Origin of the sequence: Streptomyces oceani (genome assembly GCF_001751245.1) — a bacterium.
Taxonomy (GTDB): Bacteria; Actinomycetota; Actinomycetes; order Streptomycetales; family Streptomycetaceae; genus Streptomyces; species Streptomyces oceani.
This window is the reverse complement of record NZ_LJGU01000122.1, coordinates 19,301-39,635: the sequence shown is the minus strand read 5'-3', so window position 1 is coordinate 39,635 and position 20,335 is coordinate 19,301. Positions and strand designations below refer to the sequence as shown.

Below are 20,335 nucleotides of genomic sequence, written 5' to 3'. Positions count from 1 at the left end.
TTTCGGCGGCCTGACCGGCAGTTCGTCGCCCGCCGGCGGGGGCCGTACCTCACTCCTCGACCGTCGCGAGCCGCCGCCGGGCCGGTCCCAGCGCCCGGCCGCGCGGCATGCCGGCCCACGGGTCCTCCCGCGCCCGGTCCGGCGCGGAGGTGAGAGTCCACCCCCGCGGGTCCAGGTCCGGGCCGTCGAGTTCGCCGCGCCACAGTGGCATCGCCACCGGGGCGCCCGGCAGCGCCCGCAGGGCGTACGGGGTCACGGCCGTCTGCGCGTACGCGTTGCGCTGCACGTCGAGGTAGGTCCGCCGGCCACGGTCGGCCTTCCGGGGTTCGACCGTCAGCCGCTCCGGATGCCGCGCCACGAGCAGCCGGGCGGCGTCGCCGGCGAAGCCGCGCACCTCGTCGAACGGCGTCCGGCCGTCCAGCGGTACCACCACGTGCAGGCCGCTGGAGCCGGTTGTCATCAGCGCCACCGGCAGCCGGAGTTCCTCCTCCAACAGCGCGCACACCCGCCGCGCGGCCCAGCGTACGTCGGCGAAACCGGTACCCCCGGAGGGGTCGAGGTCGAAGACCAGACGATCCGGGTGATCGGGATGGTCGGCACGCGCCAGCCATCGGTGCGGGGTCAGGCATGCCTGCCCCGCGAGATAGAGCAGGGTGGCGGTGTCGTCGCAGACCGGATGGAGCACCGAGCCGCCTTCCTTGGGCAGCCGCTCGCGTCGGATCCAGTCCGGGAAGTGGTCGGGGACGTTCTTCTGTACGACACCGGGCCGCTCGATGCCGTCCGGGTGTCGCAGCATCATCAGCGGCCGGCCGCGCAGTTGCGGGACGATCCGGGGGGCGACCGCCCGGTAGTACTCGACCACGTCCCGCTTCGTGAACCCGTCGTCCGGGAAGAGGACCTTCTCGGGCCGATTGAGCCGGAACCCGTGGCTGCCGGCCCGGATCTCCGTGCCGCCGGTCACCGGTCCGCCCGTCCCTTACGGCTGGACCCGCTGGGCACAGTCCTCACCTTCCCCGGTCACGACGCGGGGATCGCGGTGCTCGCGATCCCCGCGTGCCGAGTACCTCCGCGCGGCCCCGGAAAACGGTCCGGAGACGAACCCCGCGAACGGCCCCGCGAACGGCCCGACAGCGAGCGTGCCCCCGTAGGGCGTGCGGCCCGGTCAGCCGACCGCCCGGGCCGCCGAGCGTCCGGCCGTACGTCCGGAGAAGAGGCAGCCGCCGAGGAAGGTGCCCTCCAGCGAGCGATAGCCGTGCATGCCACCGCCGCCGAATCCGGCGGCCTCGCCCGCCGCGTACAGGCCGGACAGCGGTTCTCCGCCCTCGGTCAGCACGCGTCCCTCCAGGTCGGTCTCCAGGCCACCGAGCGTCTTGCGGGTGAGGATGCTGAGCCGTACGGCGATCAGCGGCCCGGACCGCGGGTCGAGGATGCGGTGCGGCGAGGCCACCCGGATGAGCTTGTCCCCGAGGAACCTCCGCGCCCCGTGAATGGCCGTGACCTGGAGGTCCTTGCTGAACGGATTCGCGATCTCGCGGTCCCGGGCGGCGATCTCACGACGCAGTTCCGGCTCGCTGATCAGGTCCTGACCCACCAGCTCGTTCATCCGCCGCACCAGCGCGGGCAGTTCCCGTTCGACGACGAAGTCGGCCCCCTGCTCCTGGAACGCCCGTACCGGCCCTGGTGCCCCGGAACCGAGCCGGCCGAGCAGATCGCGTACGGACCGGCCGGTGAGGTCGGGATTCTGCTCGGAGCCGGAGAGGGTGAACTCCTTCTCGATGATCTTCTGGCTCAGCACGAACCAGGTGTGCTCGTGTCCCGTACGCATGATGTGATCGAGCGTGCCGAGGGTGTCGAAGCCCGGGAAGAGCGGGACCGGGAGCCTGCGGCCGGTGGCGTCCAGCCAGAGCGAGGACGGCCCCGGCAGAATGCGGATGCCGTGCCGCTCCCAGATCGGACTCCAGTTCTGGATGCCCTCGGTGTAGTGCCACATACGGTCCCGGTTGATCATCCGTCCGCCGGCGGACTCGGCGACGCCCAGCAGCTTCCCGTCCACGTGCTCCGGCACCCCGGACAGCATCCGGCGTGGTGGAGTGCCGAGCCGCTCGGGCCAGTTGGCGCGTACGAGGTCGTGGTTGCCGCCGATGCCACCGGAGGTGACGATGACGGCCTGGGCACGCAGCTCGAAGGTGCCCGTGCTCTCCCGGCTGCTGGCGGTACCGCGTTCGGCGTCGCTGGGGACCAGGACCCGCCCGGTCACGGTGTCCACGCTGTCGCCGATACCGCCGCTTCCACCGCGCGCGAGGCCGGTGACCCGGTGCCGGAAGCGCAGCTCGACCAGCCCGCGCCGCACTCCCTCGCGCACCCGCCGCTCGAACGGCTCGACCACACCAGGGCCAGTGCCCCAGGTGATGTGGAAGCGCGGTACGGAGTTGCCGTGGCCCGTCGCCTCGTACCCGCCACGCTCGGCCCAGCCGACCACGGGGAAGAGTCGCAGGCCCTGTTGGCGTAGCCAGGACCGCTTCTCGCCGGCCGCGAAGTCGACGTACGCCTCCGCCCAGCGGCGCGGCCAGTGGTCCTCGGCACGATCGAAGGCGGCCGTACCCAACCAGTCCTGCCAGGCCAGCGCTTGGCTGTCGCGTACCCGCAACCGGCGCTGCTCCGGGGTGTCTACCAGGAACAGGCCGCCGAAGGACCAGTGTGCCTGCCCGCCGAGCGAGCCTTCCGGCTCCTGGTCCAGCAGGATGACCCGACGCCCGGCGTCGACGAGTTCGGCGGTGGCGGTGAGCCCGGCGAGGCCGGCCCCGATCACGATCACGTCGGCGTCGTATGCCATGGCTTCCTCCACCAGCTTGCCGGGTGCGGGCTACGGGCGCCGCCTCCGGAGCCGGACGTCGGGACGGTACGAGTGACCGCCCCGGGAGACGAGGCAGCCTCGAAGACGACAAGTGACTGGAGAGTAATCTGTCCGGTCCGTACATGGCACCCCGTGTACCAGGTGCTGTCGGCGCGCCGGGCGACCACGGGGGAAGGGACATAGGCTCGATTCATGATCAAGCGGCTTCTGGCGACCCTCCGGTTGTGGTTCGTGCCGGGTCGGCTCCAGCAGGAGGGCCACACGCCCGACTACCGCTTCTCCCTCGCCAACGAGCGCACCTTCCTCGCCTGGGTGCGTACCGCCCTCGCCCTGGTCGCCGGCGGCATGGCGGTGGACCAGTTCCTGACGGACATGCGCTGGTGGGTGCGTACGGCGATCGCGCTGGCGTTGCTGGTGGCCGGCGCGTTGTGCGCGCTGCGGGCGGTGAACCACTGGACCCGGTGCGAACGGGCCATGCGACGCGGCGAGGACCTGCCGGCCTCGCGGTTCCCTGCGGTGCTGGCGGTGGCGACCACGGTGGCGGCGCTGCTGGTGGTCGCGGCCGTGGTGCTGGGACGGGCCGGCACGTGACCGCCGGGCGCGACGGGGAGGCGGACGGGGCACAACGGGAACGCACCCGGCTGTCGTGGCGGCGTACGACCCTGGCGTACACGGTGGTCACCGCCCTGGCGGTGCGTACGGCGCTGGTGGACGGGAACACGCCGCCGGCCCGGATGGCGGCGGCGCTGACCGCCTTGGCCTGGCTGGGATTCCTGGTGGTGGCGCACCGCCGGATTCACGCCCTGACGACGGCGGGTGGCGGCGTCGGGGGGCCGGTCGGCGCCGCGGCGGGGCGGTTCGTGACGGGGGCGGTCCTGTGCGCGCTGGTCATGGCGGTCCTCGGCGCCGTGCTGCTGTGGTGAGCGGCCGCCGAGAGCCGAGAGGAAAGCGTGTGACATGTGGTCACGCTCTCCGTGCCGACCTCTGGACGTCATACCGACCAGTCGGCATGATCGGGGAAGCCCACCGAACCACGTCTCGGAGCAGGAAGGCGCGCCATGAGTCAGGAGAACCCGCCCGGACTCGACCTACGAGCGCTGGGCGCGTACCTCGAGCGGGCGCGCCCGGGCCTGGCCGACGGCCCGCTGCGGGCCGAGGTGATCGAGGGCGGTCGGTCGAACCTGACGTACCGGGTGACCGCCGGCGCCGCTCAATGGGTGCTGCGCCGGCCGCCGTTGGGGCATGTGCTGGCCACCGCACACGACATGGCACGCGAGTTCCGGGTGATCAGCGCGCTGGGTGGGACGGCCGTACCGGTGCCGGAGACGGTGCTGCTGTGCGAGGACGAGGAGGTGCTCGGAGCGCCGTTCTACGTCATGGAGCACATGCCGGGCACGCCGTACCGCTCCGCCGCCGAGCTGGCGCCGCTCGGCCCGGAGCGCACCCGGGCGCTGGTCGAGTGCCTCGTGGACACCCTGGTCGCGCTGCACGCCGTACGTCCCGACGAGGTCGGCCTGGGCGACTTCGGGCGGCCGGAGGGCTTCCTGGAGCGACAACTGCGCAGGTGGGGCAAGCAACTGGCGGCCTCCCGACACCGGGAGCTGGCCGGGGTGGACGAACTGCACGCGCTACTGGGCAGGTCGCTGCCCACCTCCGGGAGACCCGCGGTCGTACACGGCGACTTCCGACTGGACAACGTGCTGGCCGACCCGGAGGGACGGATCACCGCGGTGCTGGACTGGGAGATGTCCACCCTGGGCGACCCACTGACCGACCTGGGGCTGCTGGTGATGTACAGCGAGCAGCGCGACGCGCCGAACTCCCCGATCACCGGGGCGCGGGACGCGCCGGGGCATCCGGAACCCGCCGAGCTGGTGGCCCGGTACGCGGAACGCTCCGGGCGGGAGGTGTCCGACGTCCACTGGTACACCGCGTTCGCCTACTTCAAGCTCGCGGTGATCCTGGAGGGCATCCACTACCGCTCCACGCTCGGGCAGACCGTCGGCTCGGGCTTCGACCGGATCGGGTCGGTCGTACCCGCGTTCATCGACAACGGACTCGCCACGCTACGGGAGGGCTGAGCGGCATGGACTTCGCGTTCGACGAGCGCACCGAGGAACTGCGGGACCGCCTGCGGACCTTCGTGGAGGAGGAGGTGCGGCCCGCGGAGCCGGTCGCCGAGGCGCAGCGCGCCGAGTCGGACTCGCCGTTCCGTACGCCGCCGGTGCTCCGGGAGTTGCAGGCGGAGGCGTGGGAGCGGGGGCTGTGGAACCTCTTCCTGCCGGACCGGGCGTACGGCGCCGGGCTGACCAACCTGCAGTACGCGCCGCTGGCCGAGCTGACCGGGCACAGCCCGCAGTTGGCCCCGGCCGCGCTGAACTGCGGGGCGCCGGACACCGGGAACATGGAGTTGCTGGCGGAGTTCGGCAGCGCCGAGCAACGCCGCAGGTGGCTGGAGCCGCTGCTGGCCGGGGAGATCCGTTCGGCGTTCGCGATGACCGAACCGGAGGTGGCTTCCTCGGACGCCACCAACGTGCGGACCCGTATCCGGCGGGAGGGCGACGAGTACGTCATCACGGGCCGCAAGTGGTACGTCTCGGGTGCGATGAACCCGGACTGCCGGATCTTCGTCGTGCTGGGCAAGACCGATCCGGACGGCGCCGACGTGCGGCGCCAGCAGTCCATGGTGCTGGTCCCCCGGGACACGCCGGGCCTGACGGTCCGTCGGGCGATGCGGGTCTACGGATACGAGGATCACTGGCACGGCGGGCACGCCGAGGTGACGCTGGACGAGGTGCGGGTTCCCGTCGGTCACCTTGTCGGCGAGGAGGGCGGCGGCTTCGCCATCGCGCAGGCACGGCTGGGTCCGGGCCGCATCCACCACTGCATGCGGCTGATCGGGATGGCGGAGCGGGCCATCGAGCTGATGTGCCGACGGGCGGTGGACCGCGAGGCGTTCGGGAAGCCGCTGGCCGCGCAGGGTGTGGTGCGGGAGTGGATCGCGGACGCCCGGGTGCGGGTGGAGCAGTTGCGGCTGCTGGTGCTCAAGACGGCCTGGCTGATGGACACCGTCGGCAACCGTGGAGCGCACACGGAGATCCAGGCCATCAAGATCGCCACGCCGCGTGCCGTGGTGGACGTCCTGGACCGCGCGGTGCAATTGCACGGCGCGGGCGGCGTGAGCCAGGACCTCCCGCTGGCCGAGCTGTGGGCGGCGGCTCGTACGCTCCAGCTCGCGGACGGGCCGGACGAGGTGCACCAGCGTTCGCTGGCCCGCCGGGAGTTGGCGAAGTACGCCTGAGCCCTGGTGCGGGGTCCGCTCCCGCCGCGGGACGGGCCCGGCTCGTACGCCCCCACCGTGGTTGCCGGCCCGCGCCGTGGCGCCGCCCGGTGCTCAGGGCCGTAGGGCGCGCAGCAGCATCCCCGCGAGCTGGTCCGCGACCTGCCGCGGCGCCAGCGGACCTTCCGGCCGGTACCAGCTGCTGAGGTGGTGTACGGCGCCGAAGTGGTAACCCACCACGAGGTCCGCGGGCGTCTCGCCACTGAACACCCCGACGCGCTGACCCTCCTCGACCAGCCCACGGAACCGCTCGTGGTAGCGGCGACGCTCGAGCCGCACCTGCTTCCGCTTCTCCGGGCTGAGCTGGTGCATCGAACGGAAGAAGATCATCGCGTCGTCGAGGTTGTCGATGGTGGTCACGACCACGTCCGCGGCGGCCTCCCGAAGTCGCTGCTCCACGGGAGTGGGCGCGTCGACGAGGGCGTCGAGCCGGTCCTGTTGCAGCCGCAGCAGGCGCGCGTATATCTCGTGCAGCAGATCGTCCTTGGAACCGAAGTAGTGGTAGAGCGCACCCTTGGTGACTCCGGCCGCCTCGACGATGTCCTGCACGGAGGTACGGTCGTAGCCCCGCTCGGCGAACAACCGGGTGGCGGCGGCGAGCAGCCGGCCGGGCACCGGCTGGTCGTTGGCGCCGGCGGTCACCGCGGGACTCCCGGTGACCCGTCGGGGGTCGATCCGACTCCAGAGCGCTCGACCTTCCGCTGGAGCCGGTTCATGCCCGTCAGCCAGCGATCCGGCTCGGCGGCGCGGGCGGCGTACTGCTCGGCCGTCTCCGGGTGCGGCAGCACCAGGAAGCGATCGGCCGCGATGGCGTCCAGCACGGCGTCGGCGACCGCCGCCGGCTCGATGGCCGTGGGCGCGAGCACCAGCTCACCGGTGTGTCCGGCGGCGCGCAGCATGTCCGTACGCACCCCCTGCGGGCAGACCGCGTGTACGCGGACGCCCCGGTGCCGGTAGGTGACCGAGAGCCATTCGGCGAAGGCGACGGCGGCGTGCTTGGTCACGCTGTAGGGCGCGGAGCCGACCATGGTGAGCAGTCCCGCCGCCGAGGCGGTGGCGACGAATCGGCCGCCGCCGTGCGCCAGCCAGTCCGGGACGAGTTCCCGGGCCGCCCGCACGTGTGCCTTGACGTTCAGCTCCCAGGCGGTGTCCCACGCCTCGTCCGGGGCCTCGGGCCCGCCCTCGGTGCCCACGCCCGCGTTGGCGCAGAAGGTGTCGACTCGGCCGTCCAACGCGTCCCGGGCCGCGGGCACGATGGTCGAGGCGTCGCCCGGCAGCGAGATACCGCCGATCTCGTGGGCGACCGCGGCCGCCTTCGTGGCGTCCAGGTCGTTGACGACGACCCGGGCTCCGACCGCCGCGAAACGCCGCGCCAGCGCGGCGCCGATGCCGTCGCCCGCGCCGGTGATGACGACTCCCGAGTCACGCAGGTCCGGCACGGTCGCCGTTCCGTCTTCCGCCACGCCGCTCCCCTCTCCGGTCCGTACGGTCGCGCTCGCCTGCGTACGGCCGACGTGCGCGCGCAGCCGGCAGACTAACCGGTCGGTATGCCGCCGGAAAAGAGTCCGCCACCGGGGAACGGCCGCCCCCGTTGCCGCGTTGTCCGTATGAGGCAGATTGCCCAGCAAAAGAAACGACCCCCAAGAGGGAGCCGACGCGGCCTTTCCTACGTCACATCCTCGACGCGTCGGCTTCTCTCCGCCGGAGGTGGGATAATTGGCCGGTTTCAGAGCACTCGCCGAGCAGGTGCGTGATGAGACGAGGACCCCAGCCCAGCGCCGCCAAGCGCTGCGCAAGTGCCTGGAGCGTTTCGCCCCGTACGGCCATCGCGCGACCTGGCACCACCTGTGCAGCCGGGCGGGCATCCCACCGGACCAGCGGGACCCGGACCCCGCGCTACTGGTCGTGGCGCTGGAGGAGCTGGAGGAGGCTCGTTCGGTCTGGCTGGCCTACGAAGCCGAGGTGGCGAATCGGCGTCGACGGGAGAAGCAGCTCGGCATCAGACAGCCGACCGACGTCGACGGCTGGCATCGGCTCGTCTGGGGCGGGCGTTCCCTGTTGCCGTGTGACGACCCGACGGCTCCGCCGGACACCCGCCTCTCTGACGTGCTGCGCCGACTGATCTCCGCCATGGAGAACGCCGCCGCCCCGGACTACCGCCAGCTGCCAGGGCGCCGGATGGCCTCGGCTGCCGGATAGTCGGGGGACGATAGCCGGGCAGGGCGCTGCCCCCGGCCGACGTTGACAGACCGCCGCCCCGACAGCATGCTGAGCGGGCGCTTAGGGGTACCGGGCGCCGCTGGATGCCAAGTTCCTGGGAGGTCGTACGGATGGCTGAGCCGCGGATTTTCGCCTCACCGGAGGAGCTGCGAGCGGCTGTCGGCGAGGAGTTGGGAGTCAGCGACTGGCTGGAGATCGACCAGAACCGGGTCGATCTGTTCGCCGACGCGACCGGCGACCACCAGTGGATTCACGTCGATCCACAGCGCGCCAAGGACGGCCCGTTCGGCACGACCATCGCGCACGGCTACCTGACGCTGTCTCTGCTGCCCGCCCTGGTGCCGCAGGTGATGACGCTCACCGGGATGCGGATGGGCGTGAACTACGGCGTGAACAAGGTCCGTTTCCCCTCCGTCGTCCCCGTGGGCGCCCGGCTGCGGGCACGTGCCACGCTGACCGAGGTCACCGAGGCGGGCGAGGGTGTCCAGGTCACCGCCACGGTGACGGTGGAGCGGGAGGGCGGCGAGAAGCCCGTGTGCGTCGCGGAGACGGTGAGCCGCTACTACTGGTAGTCGGCCTCGCGCGGCTCACCGCCGACCATGCGGAGCACCAGTGCGGCGTACAACGCCCCGATCTCCTCCGGCGTGCGCGGCCCGTCCGTACGGAACCAGCGCGCCACGTCGATGCACAACGACAGCACGGCGACCGCCGTCCCCGGGATGTCCGGCACCGTGAACTCCCCGGCACTCACCCCGTCCGCCAGCAGCCCGCGCAGGACCTCCTCGGTCCGGCGGCGCATGGTGACGATCTCGGCGTAGTGTTCCGCGCCGAGCGCCGCCAGTTCGTACTGCACCACCCGGGCTGTGGTGTGGTGCGCGGCGTGCCAGCGCACGAAGTCGCGCACCGCGCCGTCCAGCCGCTCCGTCACGCTGTGGCCACTCTGCTCGGCGGCGGTCAGCAGACACACCGTGCGCTCGTGGCCGACCCGGCTGATGTGGTAGAGGAGCTCCTCCTTCGTGCGGTAGTGGATATAGAGGGCGGCCGGGCTCATACCGGCCCGGCTCGCGATGTCCCGGGTCGTGGTGGCGTGGAAGCCGCGTTCCGCGAACGCCTCCACCGCGGCCAATAGCAGCCTTCGAGCGGCGTCGGGGGTGACCCCGCCGAAGGACTCCCCCGGGACTGCCTCGTCCGGGCCCGTCTCCGTCATCGCGCTCGACCCGCTTTCCTCGGGGTTTCCGCTGCCGGCCGCACACCCTACCTCGCTTGCTGAGCGCACGCTTAGTACTCGTTTCCGCACTCGCCGAGCACTGCGAGGAGCGCCATCCCCCGAGCTCGCTGATCCGCCCCGCGGGCTGACGAGCGGCCGGGCACGGAACCGTGAACCCGACAACGCCGCCCCTGCACTCCGGCGCGATGCGGGACTCGCGGTGCCGGGAACGCGTCGACTCACCCTTCGCACAGGGTCGTTGACCCGCCCTGGGTGGATTCCTATTGTTGTCCATAGGAATCCACCCAGGGCGGGAGCATGTCGATGAGCAGCGTCGAACGGGCACGCAAGGCAGCGCAGGAGCTTGACCACCTCTCGGGTTTCGGGAACGAGCACAGCAGCGAGGCGGTGCCCGGCGCCCTCCCACTGGGCCGGAACTCTCCCCAGCGGGCCCCGCTGGGCTTGTACGCCGAGCAGGTCAGCGGCAGCGCGTTCACCGAGCCGCGCGCGCACAACCGCCGCTCCTGGCTCTACCGCGTCCGTCCCTCGGCCGCCCACCCGCGCTTCGTACGGACCGACAACGGCGCCCTGGCCAGCGCCCCGTTCACCGACGCCGTGCCCGACCCGAACCGGCTGCGCTGGAACCCGCCGCCCGCGCCACCCCCCGGCACCGACTTCCTGTCCGGCCTGTGGACCCTGGGCGGCAACGGCGACCCGACCCAGCGCACCGGCATGGCGATCCACCTGTACACCGCCAACGTCCCCATGGCCGACCGGGTGTTCAGCGACGCCGACGGCGAGCTGCTGATCGTCCCGCAGCAGGGTGGCCTGCTGCTGCGCACGGAGTTCGGGCTGCTGCGGGTGGAGCCGGGCTCGGTGGCGCTGCTGCCCCGCGGCGTGCGCTTCCGGGTCGAGCCGTTGGAGGCGGACGTGCGGGGTTACGTCTGCGAGAACTACGGTCGACCGTTCCAGCTCCCCGACCTCGGCCCGATCGGCGCCAACGGCCTCGCGAACGCACGGGACTTCCTGGCGCCGGTGGCCGCGTACGAGGAGGCGGAGGGGCCGGTGGAGGTGGTGAACAAGTACTGCGGCAATCTCTGGAGCGCCACCTACGACCATTCTCCCCTCGACGTCGTGGCCTGGCACGGCAACCACCTGCCGTACGTCTACGACCTGCACCGGTTCAACGTGCTGGGCAGCATCAGCTACGACCACCCGGACCCGTCCCTCTTCACCGTGCTCACCGCCCCCTCCGACACCCCCGGGCTGGCCGGTGTGGACTTCGTGGTGTTCGCGCCACGCTGGCTGGTGGGCGAGGACACCTTCCGACCGCCGTACTTCCACCGGAACGTGATGAGCGAGTACATGGGACTGATCGAGGGCGCGTACGACGCCAAGGCGGAGGGCTTCGTGCCCGGCGGCGGCTCGCTGCACAACATGATGTCGGCGCACGGCCCCGACCGGGACACCTTCGAGCGGGCGAGCACGGCCGAGCTGGTCCCGCAGAAGGTGGACGACGGCCTGGCCTTCATGTTCGAGACCCGGTGGCCGGTGCTCACCAGCACGCAGGCCATGAACTCCGAATGCCTACAGCGGGGTTATGACGAGGTGTGGCAGGGTTTGGAGCGCCATTTCCGATCCTGATCCGTCACGTTCGACAAGCCAGGGAAACCATGTGACCGTCTTCGCGCCGGACTCGCTCGAACTCAATCGGAAGCTGCCGCTCTGGTATCAGGTCTCACAGTCGCTGCGCGCCTCCATACTCGGCCGCGCGCCCGACGCGCCGCTGCGCCTGCCCACCGAGGAGCAATTGGCCCGGCACTACGGCGTGAGCGTGCTGACCATGCGCCAGGCGCTCAAGGAGTTGGAGACGGAAGGGCTGATCAGCCGGTACCGCCGACGCGGCACCTTCATCGCCGCGCACGCGCACCGGGAACGTACGGTACGGCTGCTGGGCTCGGTGGACACCATCGTCGCCCAGCAGTCGGGTGAGGAGACCGAACTGCTCGCGCACGGTCCGGGAGCGGTGCCGGCCGAACTGGCCGAGCACTTCCCGGGCGTCGAGGAGACCATGACCTACCGCAGGCTGCGCCGGGACCCCGCCAGCCGCGAGCCGACGAACTGGGCGGAGAACCTCCTGCATCCCGAGGTCGCCGCGCTGGTCGACCCGGCGGACCTGGTGCGTGGCTGGCCGATGACCAAGGTGCTGCGGGACGGCGCGTGCGTGCGGATCAGCCGCATCACCGACACCGTCCAGGCGCGGCTGGCGGACCCGGAGACCGCGAGGCTGCTGGACGTGCCGCTGCTGAGCCCGATCCTGCACTACACGGGCGTGACGTACGACCATCGTGGCCGGGTGGTGGATGTGGCCCGGATTCACTATCGCGGCGACCGCTTCTCGTTGTCGCTGACCGTGGACGCGGCGGTGGACTGACCTGGGCGGGACGCGGGACTCGGCGCTCAGGGCGGGCGCCGAAGAGTCATAGACATGACAATTCAGCCCAGGCAGGTACGGGCCCCAGCACCGTCCCCCTCGGCGCTGGGGCCCGTACGCCGCCCACCCGGTGCACGGCATCCGAGCCGGCACCGGGTGGTACGGCAGCGACCTCGGTCAGCCACGGCCGCCGAAGACGGAACGCCGCAGCCGGCGCAGCGGCGCGAAGAGCGAGACGCGCGCACGACGGGTCGCAGGCCGGCTCGGCGCCATGTCCTGCCTGGTGATCTCGCGCACCAGCGTCGTCGCCTCCTCGGTCTCCACCCGTGGTGCGGCCGGGCCCGCGAGCACCGCGAGATGCCGGTCCAGGCGCGAACTCGTCGTGCCTGTGCCGCATTTCACCTCCGGCACGCGCGCCCTGCCACGCACTGTTATCTGTTCCATGTCACTCCCCACCCATACGAGGGCAACGGGCCCCGGGCAGAGTAACCCTATCGCCTGCGAGCGACACTCCGGAATCCCGGGCTCTCGACTCACCTACCCCGTAAGGGCGTTGGCGAACGCGGCGCGCACACACGTACGTCACCGGGTCGCGGCCGAGCGGCCTCCCCCATGGCCGGCCACCGCGCCACGGCCCCGGCTCGCCCACCCATGGCCGTTCGAGGAGTCGGCGCCGCCCCGCACTCGTTCGTGGATCAGTCCGAACCGCCACCGCGCATGCGTGCGTACGCGTGGACGCAGCCGGCCAGGGCCGGGTCGGACAGCAGCATGAACCCGATGGCGTAAGACCCCTTGCCGCTGTAGATGGCGCCCATCACCAGCGGCGGCACGACGCCGTGTGTGGAGCGCACCACCTTGTCGTGGCTCCAGCGGTCCCGGTAGAAGACGTCACCGGCCCGGCCGCCCTTCCGGTACACCGCCCGCAGGTCCTCGGAGACCGTGCCGTTGGTGAAGTGCCGCCCGGTGCGCAGCAGAAGTTCGCTGGCGGTGCCGTCCGGACCGGCGGCGTGCCAGGCGGGCGCCGGGCTCACGTCCTCCGGCTCGGAGGTCGCGGACACGGGAACTCTTCCTCGCTGCGACGGCGTACGGGCCTGCCGGCCGCGGCGCCCCGGGGTCGCCGTGGCGCCGGCGTGCCGGGTGCCGGCGACCCGTCGCCGCTCAGCTGACCAGTGGTGCGGGCGGGCCGCATCCGCTGCTGATCCGAACGGGCCGCGCCGGGCAGCGCGTGGTCCGCCCGGACCACGCCGGATCAGGTACGCGATACCCGGTACGCGGTACAACCCTTTCCGGGGGCCGGGTGTCTTCTGTGGTGACCAGTTGGTTTTCTTCCAGGGGGAAGGTTCCGCACACATGCACAAGTCATCGCGCGTCATGGCCGCCGCGGCGGCCGGCGTCGCCACCGTCGCGGTGGTGGCCGGGGTCGCCACCGCGAGTCCGGACGCCACGGCCACGCGGCCCGGGTTCCTGGCGGCAGGGGATCTGCCACCTCACCCGTCCGAGTCCTGGCGGGCGGGTGAGGTCACCCAGGGCCTGCCCGATCCGTTGCCGTTCTGTGTGGCCGACACGCTGCCGGCCGGCGACAGGACGTACCACCGGGACTTCAGCACCGGTCTGGACACCGAGGCGGTCCAGGTCAGCACCACCGCCGAGACCCCGGACCAGGCCGCCGAACTGGCCGGCCAGCTGCGGGACTCGGTGGAACGGTGCACCGAGAGGTGGCTGGAGAAGTATCCGGAGGGCACCGCCGAGTGGCAGGACCACGGCACCGTGGACACCGCGGACGGCGGGCACCTGTACGCCACCCACACCGCGCTGCCCAACTCCTCGCACAACGTGCATCTCTTCGGCGTCGGGATGGACGGCCGGAAGGTCACCGTCGTGCAGTGGGGTCAGATGGGCACATTCGGCGACGCCCCGGCCAAGGACTTCCGGGAGACCCTCAACACCGCCCTGAACAAGCTCTGACGAGCCGGCGCCGGTGACCCGCGACCGGTCACTCCGGGTCACCGGCCTCCGCGGTGCCGTACGCCGCGCGCAGTGCGTCCCCGACCGCGTCGCGCGCGGCCGTACGGTCCGCGCCGAGCCGACGGGCCGTGGCGGCGTAGGTCTGGGCGGCCTCGGCCAGCAGCCGGTCCGCGGACGCTCCGGCGGCGGCGATGAACGTGCCGTGTCGCCCACGGGTCTCGATGACTCCGTCCGCCTCGAGGGCGCGGTAGGTCTTGGCGACCGTGTTCGCCGCCAGCCCCAGCTCCGAGGCCAACGCGCGCACCGGGGGCAGCCGCTGGCCGACGGGCAGTTCGCCGTTCCTGGCCCGCTGGACGATCTGGGCACGCAACTGCTCGTAGGGGGCCTCGTCGGCGGCCGGGTCGATGGCGAAGGGTGTGGGCACGGACGCTCCGAGACGGTCGATGGGGTCGCCGGGCGCTCACGACACCGCGCGCTCGGCCTGCCGGACTGATTCTGCCTCAGAGCGGCCAACGCCGTGCCGTTCGGGCCGTGCCGTTCGGCCCGCCGCGCCGCCGGTCAGTGCCCCGGACGGGCCGCGACCCGGCCCAGAGCGCGGGCCAGCACCTCGAGTTCCTCGCGGTCGAGATGGTCGATCAACACCGCGCGTACGGCCGCCACGTGCCCCGGGGCGGCCTTCTCCAGCACCTGCCGGCCCTGCTCGGTCAGCTCGGCGAGCACGCCGCGTACGTCCGTGGGGCAGGACCGGCGGCGCACCAGGCCACGCTTCTCCAACTGCCCGACCTGGTAGGTCAGGCCGCTCTTTGAGGTGATGGCCGCCTCGGCGAGTTCCGTCATCCGGATCGCGCCCGCGGAAGCGTCCGCGAGCAGCACCAGCAGTTCGTACTGCGGGTGGGAGAGCTGGGCGTCCTCCTTGAGCTGCTGCTCGAGATGGTGCGCGACCCGGTGGCTCGAGCGTAGGAAGCCCTGCCAGGCCGCCATCTCCTGTTCGTCCAGCCACGCTCTTTCGTTCATCGGCCAACGGTAGCGCAGGAGGTTGTTCAAATTCGAATCAACCTCTAGGCTCCAGACCCCCAGCTGGCGTGCGCCGGAGGTTCGAATTCGAACGACAGCGCACCGCCCGCCAACGCCCCGACGCTCCGACGCCTCACCGACCCAGGGAGATCAGTCATGGCACCCCCACACGCCACCGCCACCGCCCCCACTCCGACGTCCCCCGGGACCGACCCGGACGGCCCGGGCCCGGCGACCGACGCGGGCCTGCTGCTGCTCCGACTCGCGCTCGGCCTGACCATGGCGGCCCATGGCGCGCAGAAGCTCTTCGGCTGGTTCGACGGCGGCGGGCTGGAGGGCACCGAACAGTTCTTCGCCTCGGTGGGTTATCCGTCCGCCGGCCTCATGGCCCTCATCGCCGGCCTCACCGAGACCCTCGGCGGCCTCGCGCTGGCTCTGGGCCTGCTCACTCCGCTGGCCGGTGCCGCGGTGCTCGGCACCATGCTCAACGCCCTCGCGGTGAAGTGGGGCGACGGTTTCTTCGCCCAGACCGGGGGCGTGGAGTACGAGTTGCTGCTGGTCTGCGCCGCCGCCGGCCTCACCCTCACCGGCCCGGGGCGTTACGCGGCCGATCGGGCGCTGCCCGTGCTGCCCGCGCACCGCCTCGGTCACGGTCTGGCCGCCGTGCTGCTCGCGGCGGCGACCGCGGGCGTCGTGCTGCTGCTGCGCGACTGACGGCCACCTCGGCGGCAACCGCGGCGGCGAATGCGGCGGCCTCGGCCGTCAGCCGGGCCGCACGGACCAGGACGGGCGGGAGTTGAGTTCCGAGACGTCCTGGTCCGTGGTGCGCCGCATGGTGTCCCGCAGCACCCTCAGCTCCGCCTCGGTGAGCACCTCCGCTATCCGGTCGAACCCCTCCGGGGCCCGTTCGGCGACGGTGTCCAGCAGCCGGTCGAGGGCCATGTCCCGACAGGCGGAGGCGATCGCGTTCGCCGGTGCGCGCCGCGCCGTCTCGTACGCCCGCAGGCCGGCCCGCGGGTCGTCCGGCCGTCGGGCCAGCTCCCGGGCGAGGACGCGGGCGTCGACGACGGCCTGGGAGCCGCCGTTGGACCCCACCGGCAGCATCGGGTGCGCGGCGTCCCCCAGCAGCGTGGCCGGCCCACGGCCCCAGCAGTCCAACGGATCCCGGTCCACCATCGGATACTCCAGGATGCGCGACGCCCCGCGCAGCAGCCCGGGAACGTCGATTCCGTCCAGGTCGAGCCGCCAGTCCTGGTAGTACGGCAACACGTCCGCGAGTCGTCCCTCGTGCGACCAGTCGGCGTCCGAGAGCGCCGCCGGCCGCGCCGCACGCGCCTCGGCCACCCAGTTGACCCGCCCACGGCCCAGCGGATAGACGACGATCCGGGCCGGCTGGTAGCTGCCGGCGACCACCATGGTCCGGCCGTCCAGTGGCGCCGGGGCGGCGGTGACGCCACGCCACATCCGGATGCCGTTCCAGCGCGGCGGGCCCTCCCCCGGGTGCAGGTGCCGGCGTACGGCGGAGTACAGCCCGTCCGCCCCGACCAGCACGTCCGCGTCCAGCCGCACCTCAGCGCCGGCCCGGTCACCGTCCGCCGTACGCTCCCGGAGCCGCGCGGTGACGCCGTCCGCGCGCTCCTCGTAGTCCTCCAGGGCCAGCCCGGTGCGTACGGCCGTCGGGCCCAGGCGCTCGTGTACGGCCTCCAGCAGCACCCCCTGGAGGTCACCGCGGTGCACGGACACCTGCGGCCAGGCGTATCCGGCGTGCCGGCCACGCGGGTGCGCGACGATCCGGTTGCCGTGCCGGTCGGTGAACAGCAACGATTGCGGCTCGGCGGACACGGCGGCCAGGCGGTCGCCGAGGCCGAGTTCGGTCAGCTCCCGCACCGCGTGCGGTTGGAGGTTGATGCCCGCGCCCAGCGGCCGGAGCCGCCGCGAGGCGTCCACCAGCTGGACACGGTCGGTGACACCGGCGGCGTGCAGGCTGAGGGCGGTGCTGAGTCCGCCGATGCCGGCCCCGACGATCAGGACATGTGGCCGTTCGCGTAGCAACTTCGCCCCCTGTTACCTCGTTGTCGCCCCCGCCACCCGCCGCCGTGCGGTGTGCCGTGCTCGCGGGGGGTACACCGTACTCCCGGCTCCCGCCGGCTACTCCTTCGTCGCGCCGCTCAACATGCCCTCGATGAAACGGCGTTGCAGCGCGATGTACACCACGACCACCGGCAGCGCGATCAGCACCGAGGCGGCTGCCAGCAGGGCCGTGTCCGAACTGTGCTGGCCCTGGAAGAAGGCCAGCCCCAGCGGCACGGTGCGATGTGCCTCGTCACTGACCATGACGAGGGCCAGCAGGAACTCGTTCCAGGTCCACATGAAGACGATGACGACCATGGTGGACAACGCGGGCCGCCCCATCGGCACCAGGACGCGCCACAGCACCGTCCAGCTGGTGGCTCCGTCGATGCGCGCCGCCTCGATCACCGCCCGCGAGCTGTTGCGGAAGTACGTGCGCAGCCAGAACACGCCGAAGGCCAACGACTGCGCGGTCTGCGGCAGGATCAACGCCCAGTAGGTGTCGGTGAGTCCCCAGTACCGCAGGTCGAAGTAGAGCGGTACGACCACCGCTTCCTGGGGCAGTGTGAGGCCCAGTACGAAGAGGTAGAACAACACCGTGGAGCCGGGGAACCGCATCACCCCGAACGCGTAGGCGGCCAGCACGGACAACACGGTCGTCACCGTGACGACGGCCGCCACCACCAGCAGCGAGTTGCCCAGGTAGGTCGCGAAGTGCCCGCGGGTCCACGCCTCGGCGAAGTTCCCCCAGTGCAGCGCGTCCGGCCAGGAGAAGCCGGCGTCCGTCGTGGCGCGGTCGCCGAAGGCGGAGGACAGGATGCCCACGACCGGGGTGAGGGAGATGACGGTGAACAGGGCCAGGATGCCGTAGGTGAGCAGTCGCTCGGCGCGGGTGGTCAAGACTTGCGGCCCTCCACCAGTCGGGCCACCACGACGGTGAGCGTGAAGATCAGCACGGTCAGTCCCACGCCCATCGCCGCGGCGGAACCCGCTGAGTTGATCTCGAACGCGCGCCGGTACACCTCGTACGCCGGCACCGAGGTGGCGTTCCCCGGGCCGCCGCTGGTGGTGATGTAGATGAGGTCGAAGTTGCGCAGCCCGGCGACGATCGTGAGCGTGAGCGCGACGGCCGTCTCGCCCCGCAGCCCCGGCAGCGTGACGGTGCGGAACTCGCGTACCGCGCCGGCGCCGTCCACCCGCGCGGCCTCGTACAGCTCCCGCGGGATGCGCTGGACGCCGGCGAGGAAGAGCACCACGCACAACCCGGTCATCACCCAGGTACCGACCACGCCGACCGAGGGCAGCGCCCAGGTGGGGTCGCCCAGCCAGGAGCGGGTTAGTGAGTCCGCCCCGACGGCCCGCAGCAGGTCGTTGAGCAGTCCGTCCGGTGCCAGGATGGACCGCCAGGTGACCCCGACCACCACCATCGCCAGCACCTGCGGGAGGAAGAACACCGTGCGGAAGAAGGTCATGCCGCGCACCCGGAAGCGGGTCAGGACGGCGGCCAGCAGCAGGCCGAGCACTACCGGCAGGCCCGCGTAGAAGAGGAGCAGCACCAGGGCGTGGCCGAAGGGCGCGCGCAGCGCCGGATCGGTGAGCAGGTCCCGGTAGTTCTCCAGTCCCGCCCAACTCGCCGCGGACAGCCCGTCCCAGTGCAGCAGCGAGAGCCACACGGTCTGGCCGAGCGGGAAGAGCAGGAAGAGGGCGTAGACCGCGAGCGCCGGCAGGATGTAGAGGTACGCCACCGCGCGTGGCGCGCCGGGCGGGCGACGGTACCGGGCGGCGAGGTCGCCGACCGCCTGCCGTGCCCTCACTGGGCCCCCTCGCCGGACCGCTGGTCGCGGAACTCCGCGTACGCGCTCTGCATCCGCTGGGCGAGCCGGTCGGGCGGCAGGCCGCCCTCGATCAGGTTCTGGAGGTCGGCGGACAGGGTGTCGTAGTAGGTCGGGGTGGCGTAGTCGAGGTACGGCACCAGGCCGTCGTCCGCGCTCAGCCGCTCCCAGCCCTCGACCATCCGCGCCTCGGCGCTGCCCTCCGGCAGTCGGTCGGCGGCCTTGCCGGGCACGACGGGCAGCACGCCCTCCTGGGTCATGACCTCGGACGCGTGCGGGCCGGTCAGGAAGTCGAGGTAGGCGGCGGCGACATCCGGGTGGTCGGAGCGGGAGGTGACGGACCAGGCCAGGCCCTGGCCCCCGGTGGTCTTCAGCGGATCGCCAGCCTTGGCGGGCGGTGGCGGCATGAAGCCCAGCTTGTCGCCCATGGTCCGCTTCAGGTCGGCGAGTTGCCAGGTGCCGGTGACGAGGTAGGCGCCGTCGCCGCCGGCGAACTTCTTCGCCGCGTCGTCGTACCCCCGGCCGTTCGCCCCCTGCGGCAGGTATCCGCGCTCGACCCAGTCCGCCAGGGTGCGGGCGGCCTCTCTGGTGGGCGCGTCCTCGAAGCCACCGCCTCGGCCGAGCACGGTGTCCCGGATGTCCTCCGCGCTCCCCGCCTGGCTCTGCAGCACGCCGAAGGTGTGGATGGCCGGGTACTTGTCCAGGTTGCCGAACTGTACGGGCAGTTCGCCGGCGTCCTTCAGCTCGCCCAGGCTCCGGGTGAAGTCCTTCCAGGTACGCGGCGGCTCGACGCCGGCCTCGCGCAGCACCTGCCGGTTGTAGTAGACGCCCACGTACTCGCCGGCCTGCGAGATGCCGTACAGCCGGCCGGTGCCGAAACGCTCGCCGTCCGCCGAGACCCGGTTGAGGTCCAGGAGGGTCTTGGGATAGCGGGTGTTCCAGCCGTAGAGGCCGGCGTAGTTGTCCAGCGGGGTGAGCAGTCCCGCCTTGGCGAACGCGACCATGTCCGCGTAGCCCTGGTTGGCCTGCACCACGTCCGGCGGGTCGTTCCCGGACAGCGCCAGCTTCAGGGTGGTCTTCAGGTCGGAGAAGCTGCGGGAGACGCGCTTGATCGTGACGTTCGGGTACTTCTCCTCGAACTCCCGGTTCAGCCGCTTGATCTCGGCGTTCTGCCCGCCGCGTACCTCCTGGTCCCAGACGCGCAGCGTCACCTCTCCGGCCTTCGCCGGGTCCGGTACGGCCGTCGCCGTCCCGTTCGCGCCGGTGCCCATGCCGGAGCCGTCCGTGCCGGGCACACAGGCCGAGCCGAGCAACGCGACGGCCAGGGCCAACAGTACGGTCGTCGGCCGGCGGGACGCACGTGACCGAGCGCGGCGGAACCTCATCGACAGCAACTCCT

22 protein-coding genes and 2 pseudogenes are annotated in these 20,335 nt (G+C 72.0%); 10 read left to right on the top strand and 14 right to left on the bottom strand.

Features of this window, described 5'->3' with window-relative positions:
* Window positions 1–49 precede the first annotated feature (49 nt).
* Window positions 50–961, bottom strand: a complete 912-nt coding sequence (gene ligD / locus AN216_RS12675; RefSeq protein ID WP_070196773.1) for a non-homologous end-joining DNA ligase — start codon at window positions 959–961, stop codon at window positions 50–52.
* A gap of 201 nt (window positions 962–1,162) precedes the next feature.
* Window positions 1,163–2,833, bottom strand: coding sequence for an FAD-binding dehydrogenase (locus AN216_RS12670; RefSeq protein ID WP_070196772.1), 1,671 nt, complete (start codon window positions 2,831–2,833; stop codon window positions 1,163–1,165).
* Window positions 2,834–3,046: 213 nt separating this feature from the next.
* Between AN216_RS12670 and AN216_RS12665 the strand changes: the two genes are divergently transcribed.
* The 4 genes from AN216_RS12665 (at window position 3,047) to AN216_RS12650 (ending at window position 6,155) form a co-directional block, all read left to right on the top strand.
* A complete protein-coding gene (locus AN216_RS12665) occupies window positions 3,047–3,445 on the top strand; it encodes a YidH family protein (protein WP_070196771.1) in 399 nt (132 codons plus the stop codon).
* Window positions 3,442–3,777, top strand: coding sequence for a DUF202 domain-containing protein (locus AN216_RS12660; protein WP_070196770.1), 336 nt, complete (start codon window positions 3,442–3,444; stop codon window positions 3,775–3,777). The genes AN216_RS12665 and AN216_RS12660 overlap by 4 nt, the downstream gene beginning before the upstream one ends.
* Before the next feature lie 135 nt (window positions 3,778–3,912).
* The gene (locus AN216_RS12655) at window positions 3,913–4,935 is read left to right on the top strand and encodes a phosphotransferase family protein (protein WP_070196769.1); all 1,023 of its coding nucleotides are present in this window, start codon (window positions 3,913–3,915) and stop codon (window positions 4,933–4,935) included.
* Between the two features lie 5 nt (window positions 4,936–4,940).
* Window positions 4,941–6,155, top strand: coding sequence for an acyl-CoA dehydrogenase family protein (locus AN216_RS12650; RefSeq protein ID WP_070196768.1), 1,215 nt, complete (start codon window positions 4,941–4,943; stop codon window positions 6,153–6,155).
* 93 nt (window positions 6,156–6,248) lie between these two features.
* On the opposite strand, the gene AN216_RS12645 is transcribed toward AN216_RS12650, so the two are convergent.
* Both AN216_RS12645 and AN216_RS12640 read right to left on the bottom strand, forming a co-directional pair.
* On the bottom strand, window positions 6,249–6,836 hold the full coding sequence (locus AN216_RS12645) for a TetR/AcrR family transcriptional regulator (protein ID WP_070196767.1): 588 nt from the start codon (window positions 6,834–6,836) through the stop codon (window positions 6,249–6,251).
* On the bottom strand, window positions 6,833–7,657 hold the full coding sequence (locus AN216_RS12640) for an SDR family oxidoreductase (protein WP_420855723.1): 825 nt from the start codon (window positions 7,655–7,657) through the stop codon (window positions 6,833–6,835). The genes AN216_RS12645 and AN216_RS12640 overlap by 4 nt, the downstream gene beginning before the upstream one ends.
* Window positions 7,658–7,910: 253 nt before the next feature.
* On the opposite strand from AN216_RS12640, the gene AN216_RS12635 reads away from it, so the two are divergent.
* Both AN216_RS12635 and AN216_RS12630 read left to right on the top strand, forming a co-directional pair.
* Window positions 7,911–8,393: a hypothetical protein gene (locus tag AN216_RS12635; RefSeq protein WP_420855722.1), complete on the top strand. Its 483-nt coding sequence runs from the start codon at window positions 7,911–7,913 to the stop codon at window positions 8,391–8,393.
* Between the two features lie 131 nt (window positions 8,394–8,524).
* Window positions 8,525–8,986, top strand: coding sequence for a MaoC family dehydratase (locus AN216_RS12630; RefSeq protein ID WP_070196766.1), 462 nt, complete (start codon window positions 8,525–8,527; stop codon window positions 8,984–8,986).
* Here AN216_RS12630 and AN216_RS12625 read toward each other — a convergent pair.
* On the bottom strand, window positions 8,977–9,621 hold the full coding sequence (locus AN216_RS12625) for a TetR/AcrR family transcriptional regulator (protein ID WP_070196765.1): 645 nt from the start codon (window positions 9,619–9,621) through the stop codon (window positions 8,977–8,979). The genes AN216_RS12630 and AN216_RS12625 overlap by 10 nt on opposite strands.
* A 324-nt stretch (window positions 9,622–9,945) precedes the next feature.
* On the opposite strand from AN216_RS12625, the gene hmgA reads away from it, so the two are divergent.
* Window positions 9,946–11,265 carry a homogentisate 1,2-dioxygenase gene (gene hmgA, locus AN216_RS12620; protein WP_070196797.1) on the top strand — a complete coding sequence of 440 codons (1,320 nt, stop codon included), beginning with the start codon at window positions 9,946–9,948 and terminating at the stop codon, window positions 11,263–11,265.
* A gap of 31 nt (window positions 11,266–11,296) precedes the next feature.
* On the top strand, window positions 11,297–12,055 hold the full coding sequence (locus AN216_RS12615; protein ID WP_070196764.1) for a GntR family transcriptional regulator: 759 nt from the start codon (window positions 11,297–11,299) through the stop codon (window positions 12,053–12,055).
* 177 nt (window positions 12,056–12,232) lie between these two features.
* Here AN216_RS12615 and AN216_RS12610 read toward each other — a convergent pair whose 3' ends face one another.
* The 3 genes and pseudogenes from AN216_RS12610 to AN216_RS31050 all read right to left on the bottom strand — a co-directional run.
* A complete protein-coding gene (locus AN216_RS12610; protein ID WP_079166528.1) occupies window positions 12,233–12,499 on the bottom strand; it encodes a hypothetical protein in 267 nt (88 codons plus the stop codon).
* Between the two features lie 251 nt (window positions 12,500–12,750).
* A pseudogene (locus AN216_RS29695) lies at window positions 12,751–12,891 on the bottom strand (MFS transporter); the annotation flags it as partial.
* Window positions 12,886–13,086: pseudogene (locus AN216_RS31050) on the bottom strand (hypothetical protein); the annotation flags it as partial. The pseudogenes AN216_RS31050 and AN216_RS29695, both read right to left, overlap by 6 nt.
* A gap of 319 nt (window positions 13,087–13,405) precedes the next feature.
* On the opposite strand from AN216_RS31050, the gene AN216_RS12600 reads away from it, so the two are divergent.
* Window positions 13,406–14,020: a hypothetical protein gene (locus AN216_RS12600; RefSeq protein WP_070196761.1), complete on the top strand. Its 615-nt coding sequence runs from the start codon at window positions 13,406–13,408 to the stop codon at window positions 14,018–14,020.
* Window positions 14,021–14,048: 28 nt separating this feature from the next.
* Here AN216_RS12600 and AN216_RS12595 read toward each other — a convergent pair whose 3' ends face one another.
* Window positions 14,049–14,444, bottom strand: coding sequence for a GntR family transcriptional regulator (locus AN216_RS12595; RefSeq protein WP_070196760.1), 396 nt, complete (start codon window positions 14,442–14,444; stop codon window positions 14,049–14,051).
* Window positions 14,445–14,578: 134 nt separating this feature from the next.
* Window positions 14,579–15,034 carry a MarR family winged helix-turn-helix transcriptional regulator gene (locus tag AN216_RS12590; protein WP_070196796.1) on the bottom strand — a complete coding sequence of 152 codons (456 nt, stop codon included), beginning with the start codon at window positions 15,032–15,034 and terminating at the stop codon, window positions 14,579–14,581.
* Window positions 15,035–15,190: 156 nt separating this feature from the next.
* Between AN216_RS12590 and AN216_RS12585 the strand changes: the two genes are divergently transcribed.
* Window positions 15,191–15,748 (top strand): DoxX family protein, encoded by a 558-nt coding sequence (locus AN216_RS12585; protein ID WP_070196759.1) that lies wholly within the window; start codon window positions 15,191–15,193, stop codon window positions 15,746–15,748.
* A gap of 48 nt (window positions 15,749–15,796) precedes the next feature.
* Here the strand turns inward: AN216_RS12585 and AN216_RS12580 are convergent, their stop codons facing one another.
* From AN216_RS12580 to AN216_RS12565, 4 genes are all read right to left on the bottom strand, one after another.
* Window positions 15,797–17,086: an FAD-dependent monooxygenase gene (locus AN216_RS12580; RefSeq protein ID WP_212732698.1), complete on the bottom strand. Its 1,290-nt coding sequence runs from the start codon at window positions 17,084–17,086 to the stop codon at window positions 15,797–15,799.
* Between the two features lie 96 nt (window positions 17,087–17,182).
* A complete protein-coding gene (locus tag AN216_RS12575) occupies window positions 17,183–18,004 on the bottom strand; it encodes a carbohydrate ABC transporter permease (protein WP_070196758.1) in 822 nt (273 codons plus the stop codon).
* A complete protein-coding gene (locus AN216_RS12570; protein ID WP_070196757.1) occupies window positions 18,001–18,918 on the bottom strand; it encodes a carbohydrate ABC transporter permease in 918 nt (305 codons plus the stop codon). The genes AN216_RS12575 and AN216_RS12570 overlap by 4 nt, the downstream gene beginning before the upstream one ends.
* Complete coding sequence (locus AN216_RS12565) at window positions 18,915–20,321, bottom strand: extracellular solute-binding protein (RefSeq protein ID WP_070196756.1); 1,407 nt, start codon at window positions 20,319–20,321, stop codon at window positions 18,915–18,917. The genes AN216_RS12570 and AN216_RS12565 overlap by 4 nt, the downstream gene beginning before the upstream one ends.
* Window positions 20,322–20,335 lie beyond the last annotated feature (14 nt).

Excerpts from the sequence above, each read along its gene's own strand:
- AN216_RS12670 (WP_070196772.1), bottom strand. The coding sequence starts at position 2,833 with ATGGCATACGACGCCGACGTGATCGTGATCGGGGCCGGCCTCGCCGGG.
- AN216_RS12665 (WP_070196771.1), top strand. The coding sequence starts at position 3,047 with ATGATCAAGCGGCTTCTGGCGACCCTCCGGTTGTGGTTCGTGCCGGGT.
- AN216_RS12655 (WP_070196769.1), top strand. The coding sequence starts at position 3,913 with ATGAGTCAGGAGAACCCGCCCGGACTCGACCTACGAGCGCTGGGCGCG.
- AN216_RS12650 (WP_070196768.1), top strand. The coding sequence starts at position 4,941 with ATGGACTTCGCGTTCGACGAGCGCACCGAGGAACTGCGGGACCGCCTG.
- AN216_RS12630 (WP_070196766.1), top strand. The coding sequence starts at position 8,525 with ATGGCTGAGCCGCGGATTTTCGCCTCACCGGAGGAGCTGCGAGCGGCT.
- AN216_RS12625 (WP_070196765.1), bottom strand. The coding sequence starts at position 9,621 with ATGACGGAGACGGGCCCGGACGAGGCAGTCCCGGGGGAGTCCTTCGGC.
- hmgA (WP_070196797.1), top strand. The coding sequence starts at position 9,946 with ATGAGCAGCGTCGAACGGGCACGCAAGGCAGCGCAGGAGCTTGACCAC.
- AN216_RS12610 (WP_079166528.1), bottom strand. The coding sequence starts at position 12,499 with ATGGAACAGATAACAGTGCGTGGCAGGGCGCGCGTGCCGGAGGTGAAA.
- AN216_RS12600 (WP_070196761.1), top strand. The coding sequence starts at position 13,406 with ATGCACAAGTCATCGCGCGTCATGGCCGCCGCGGCGGCCGGCGTCGCC.
- AN216_RS12590 (WP_070196796.1), bottom strand. The coding sequence starts at position 15,034 with ATGAACGAAAGAGCGTGGCTGGACGAACAGGAGATGGCGGCCTGGCAG.
- AN216_RS12585 (WP_070196759.1), top strand. The coding sequence starts at position 15,191 with ATGGCACCCCCACACGCCACCGCCACCGCCCCCACTCCGACGTCCCCC.
- AN216_RS12565 (WP_070196756.1), bottom strand. The coding sequence starts at position 20,321 with ATGAGGTTCCGCCGCGCTCGGTCACGTGCGTCCCGCCGGCCGACGACC.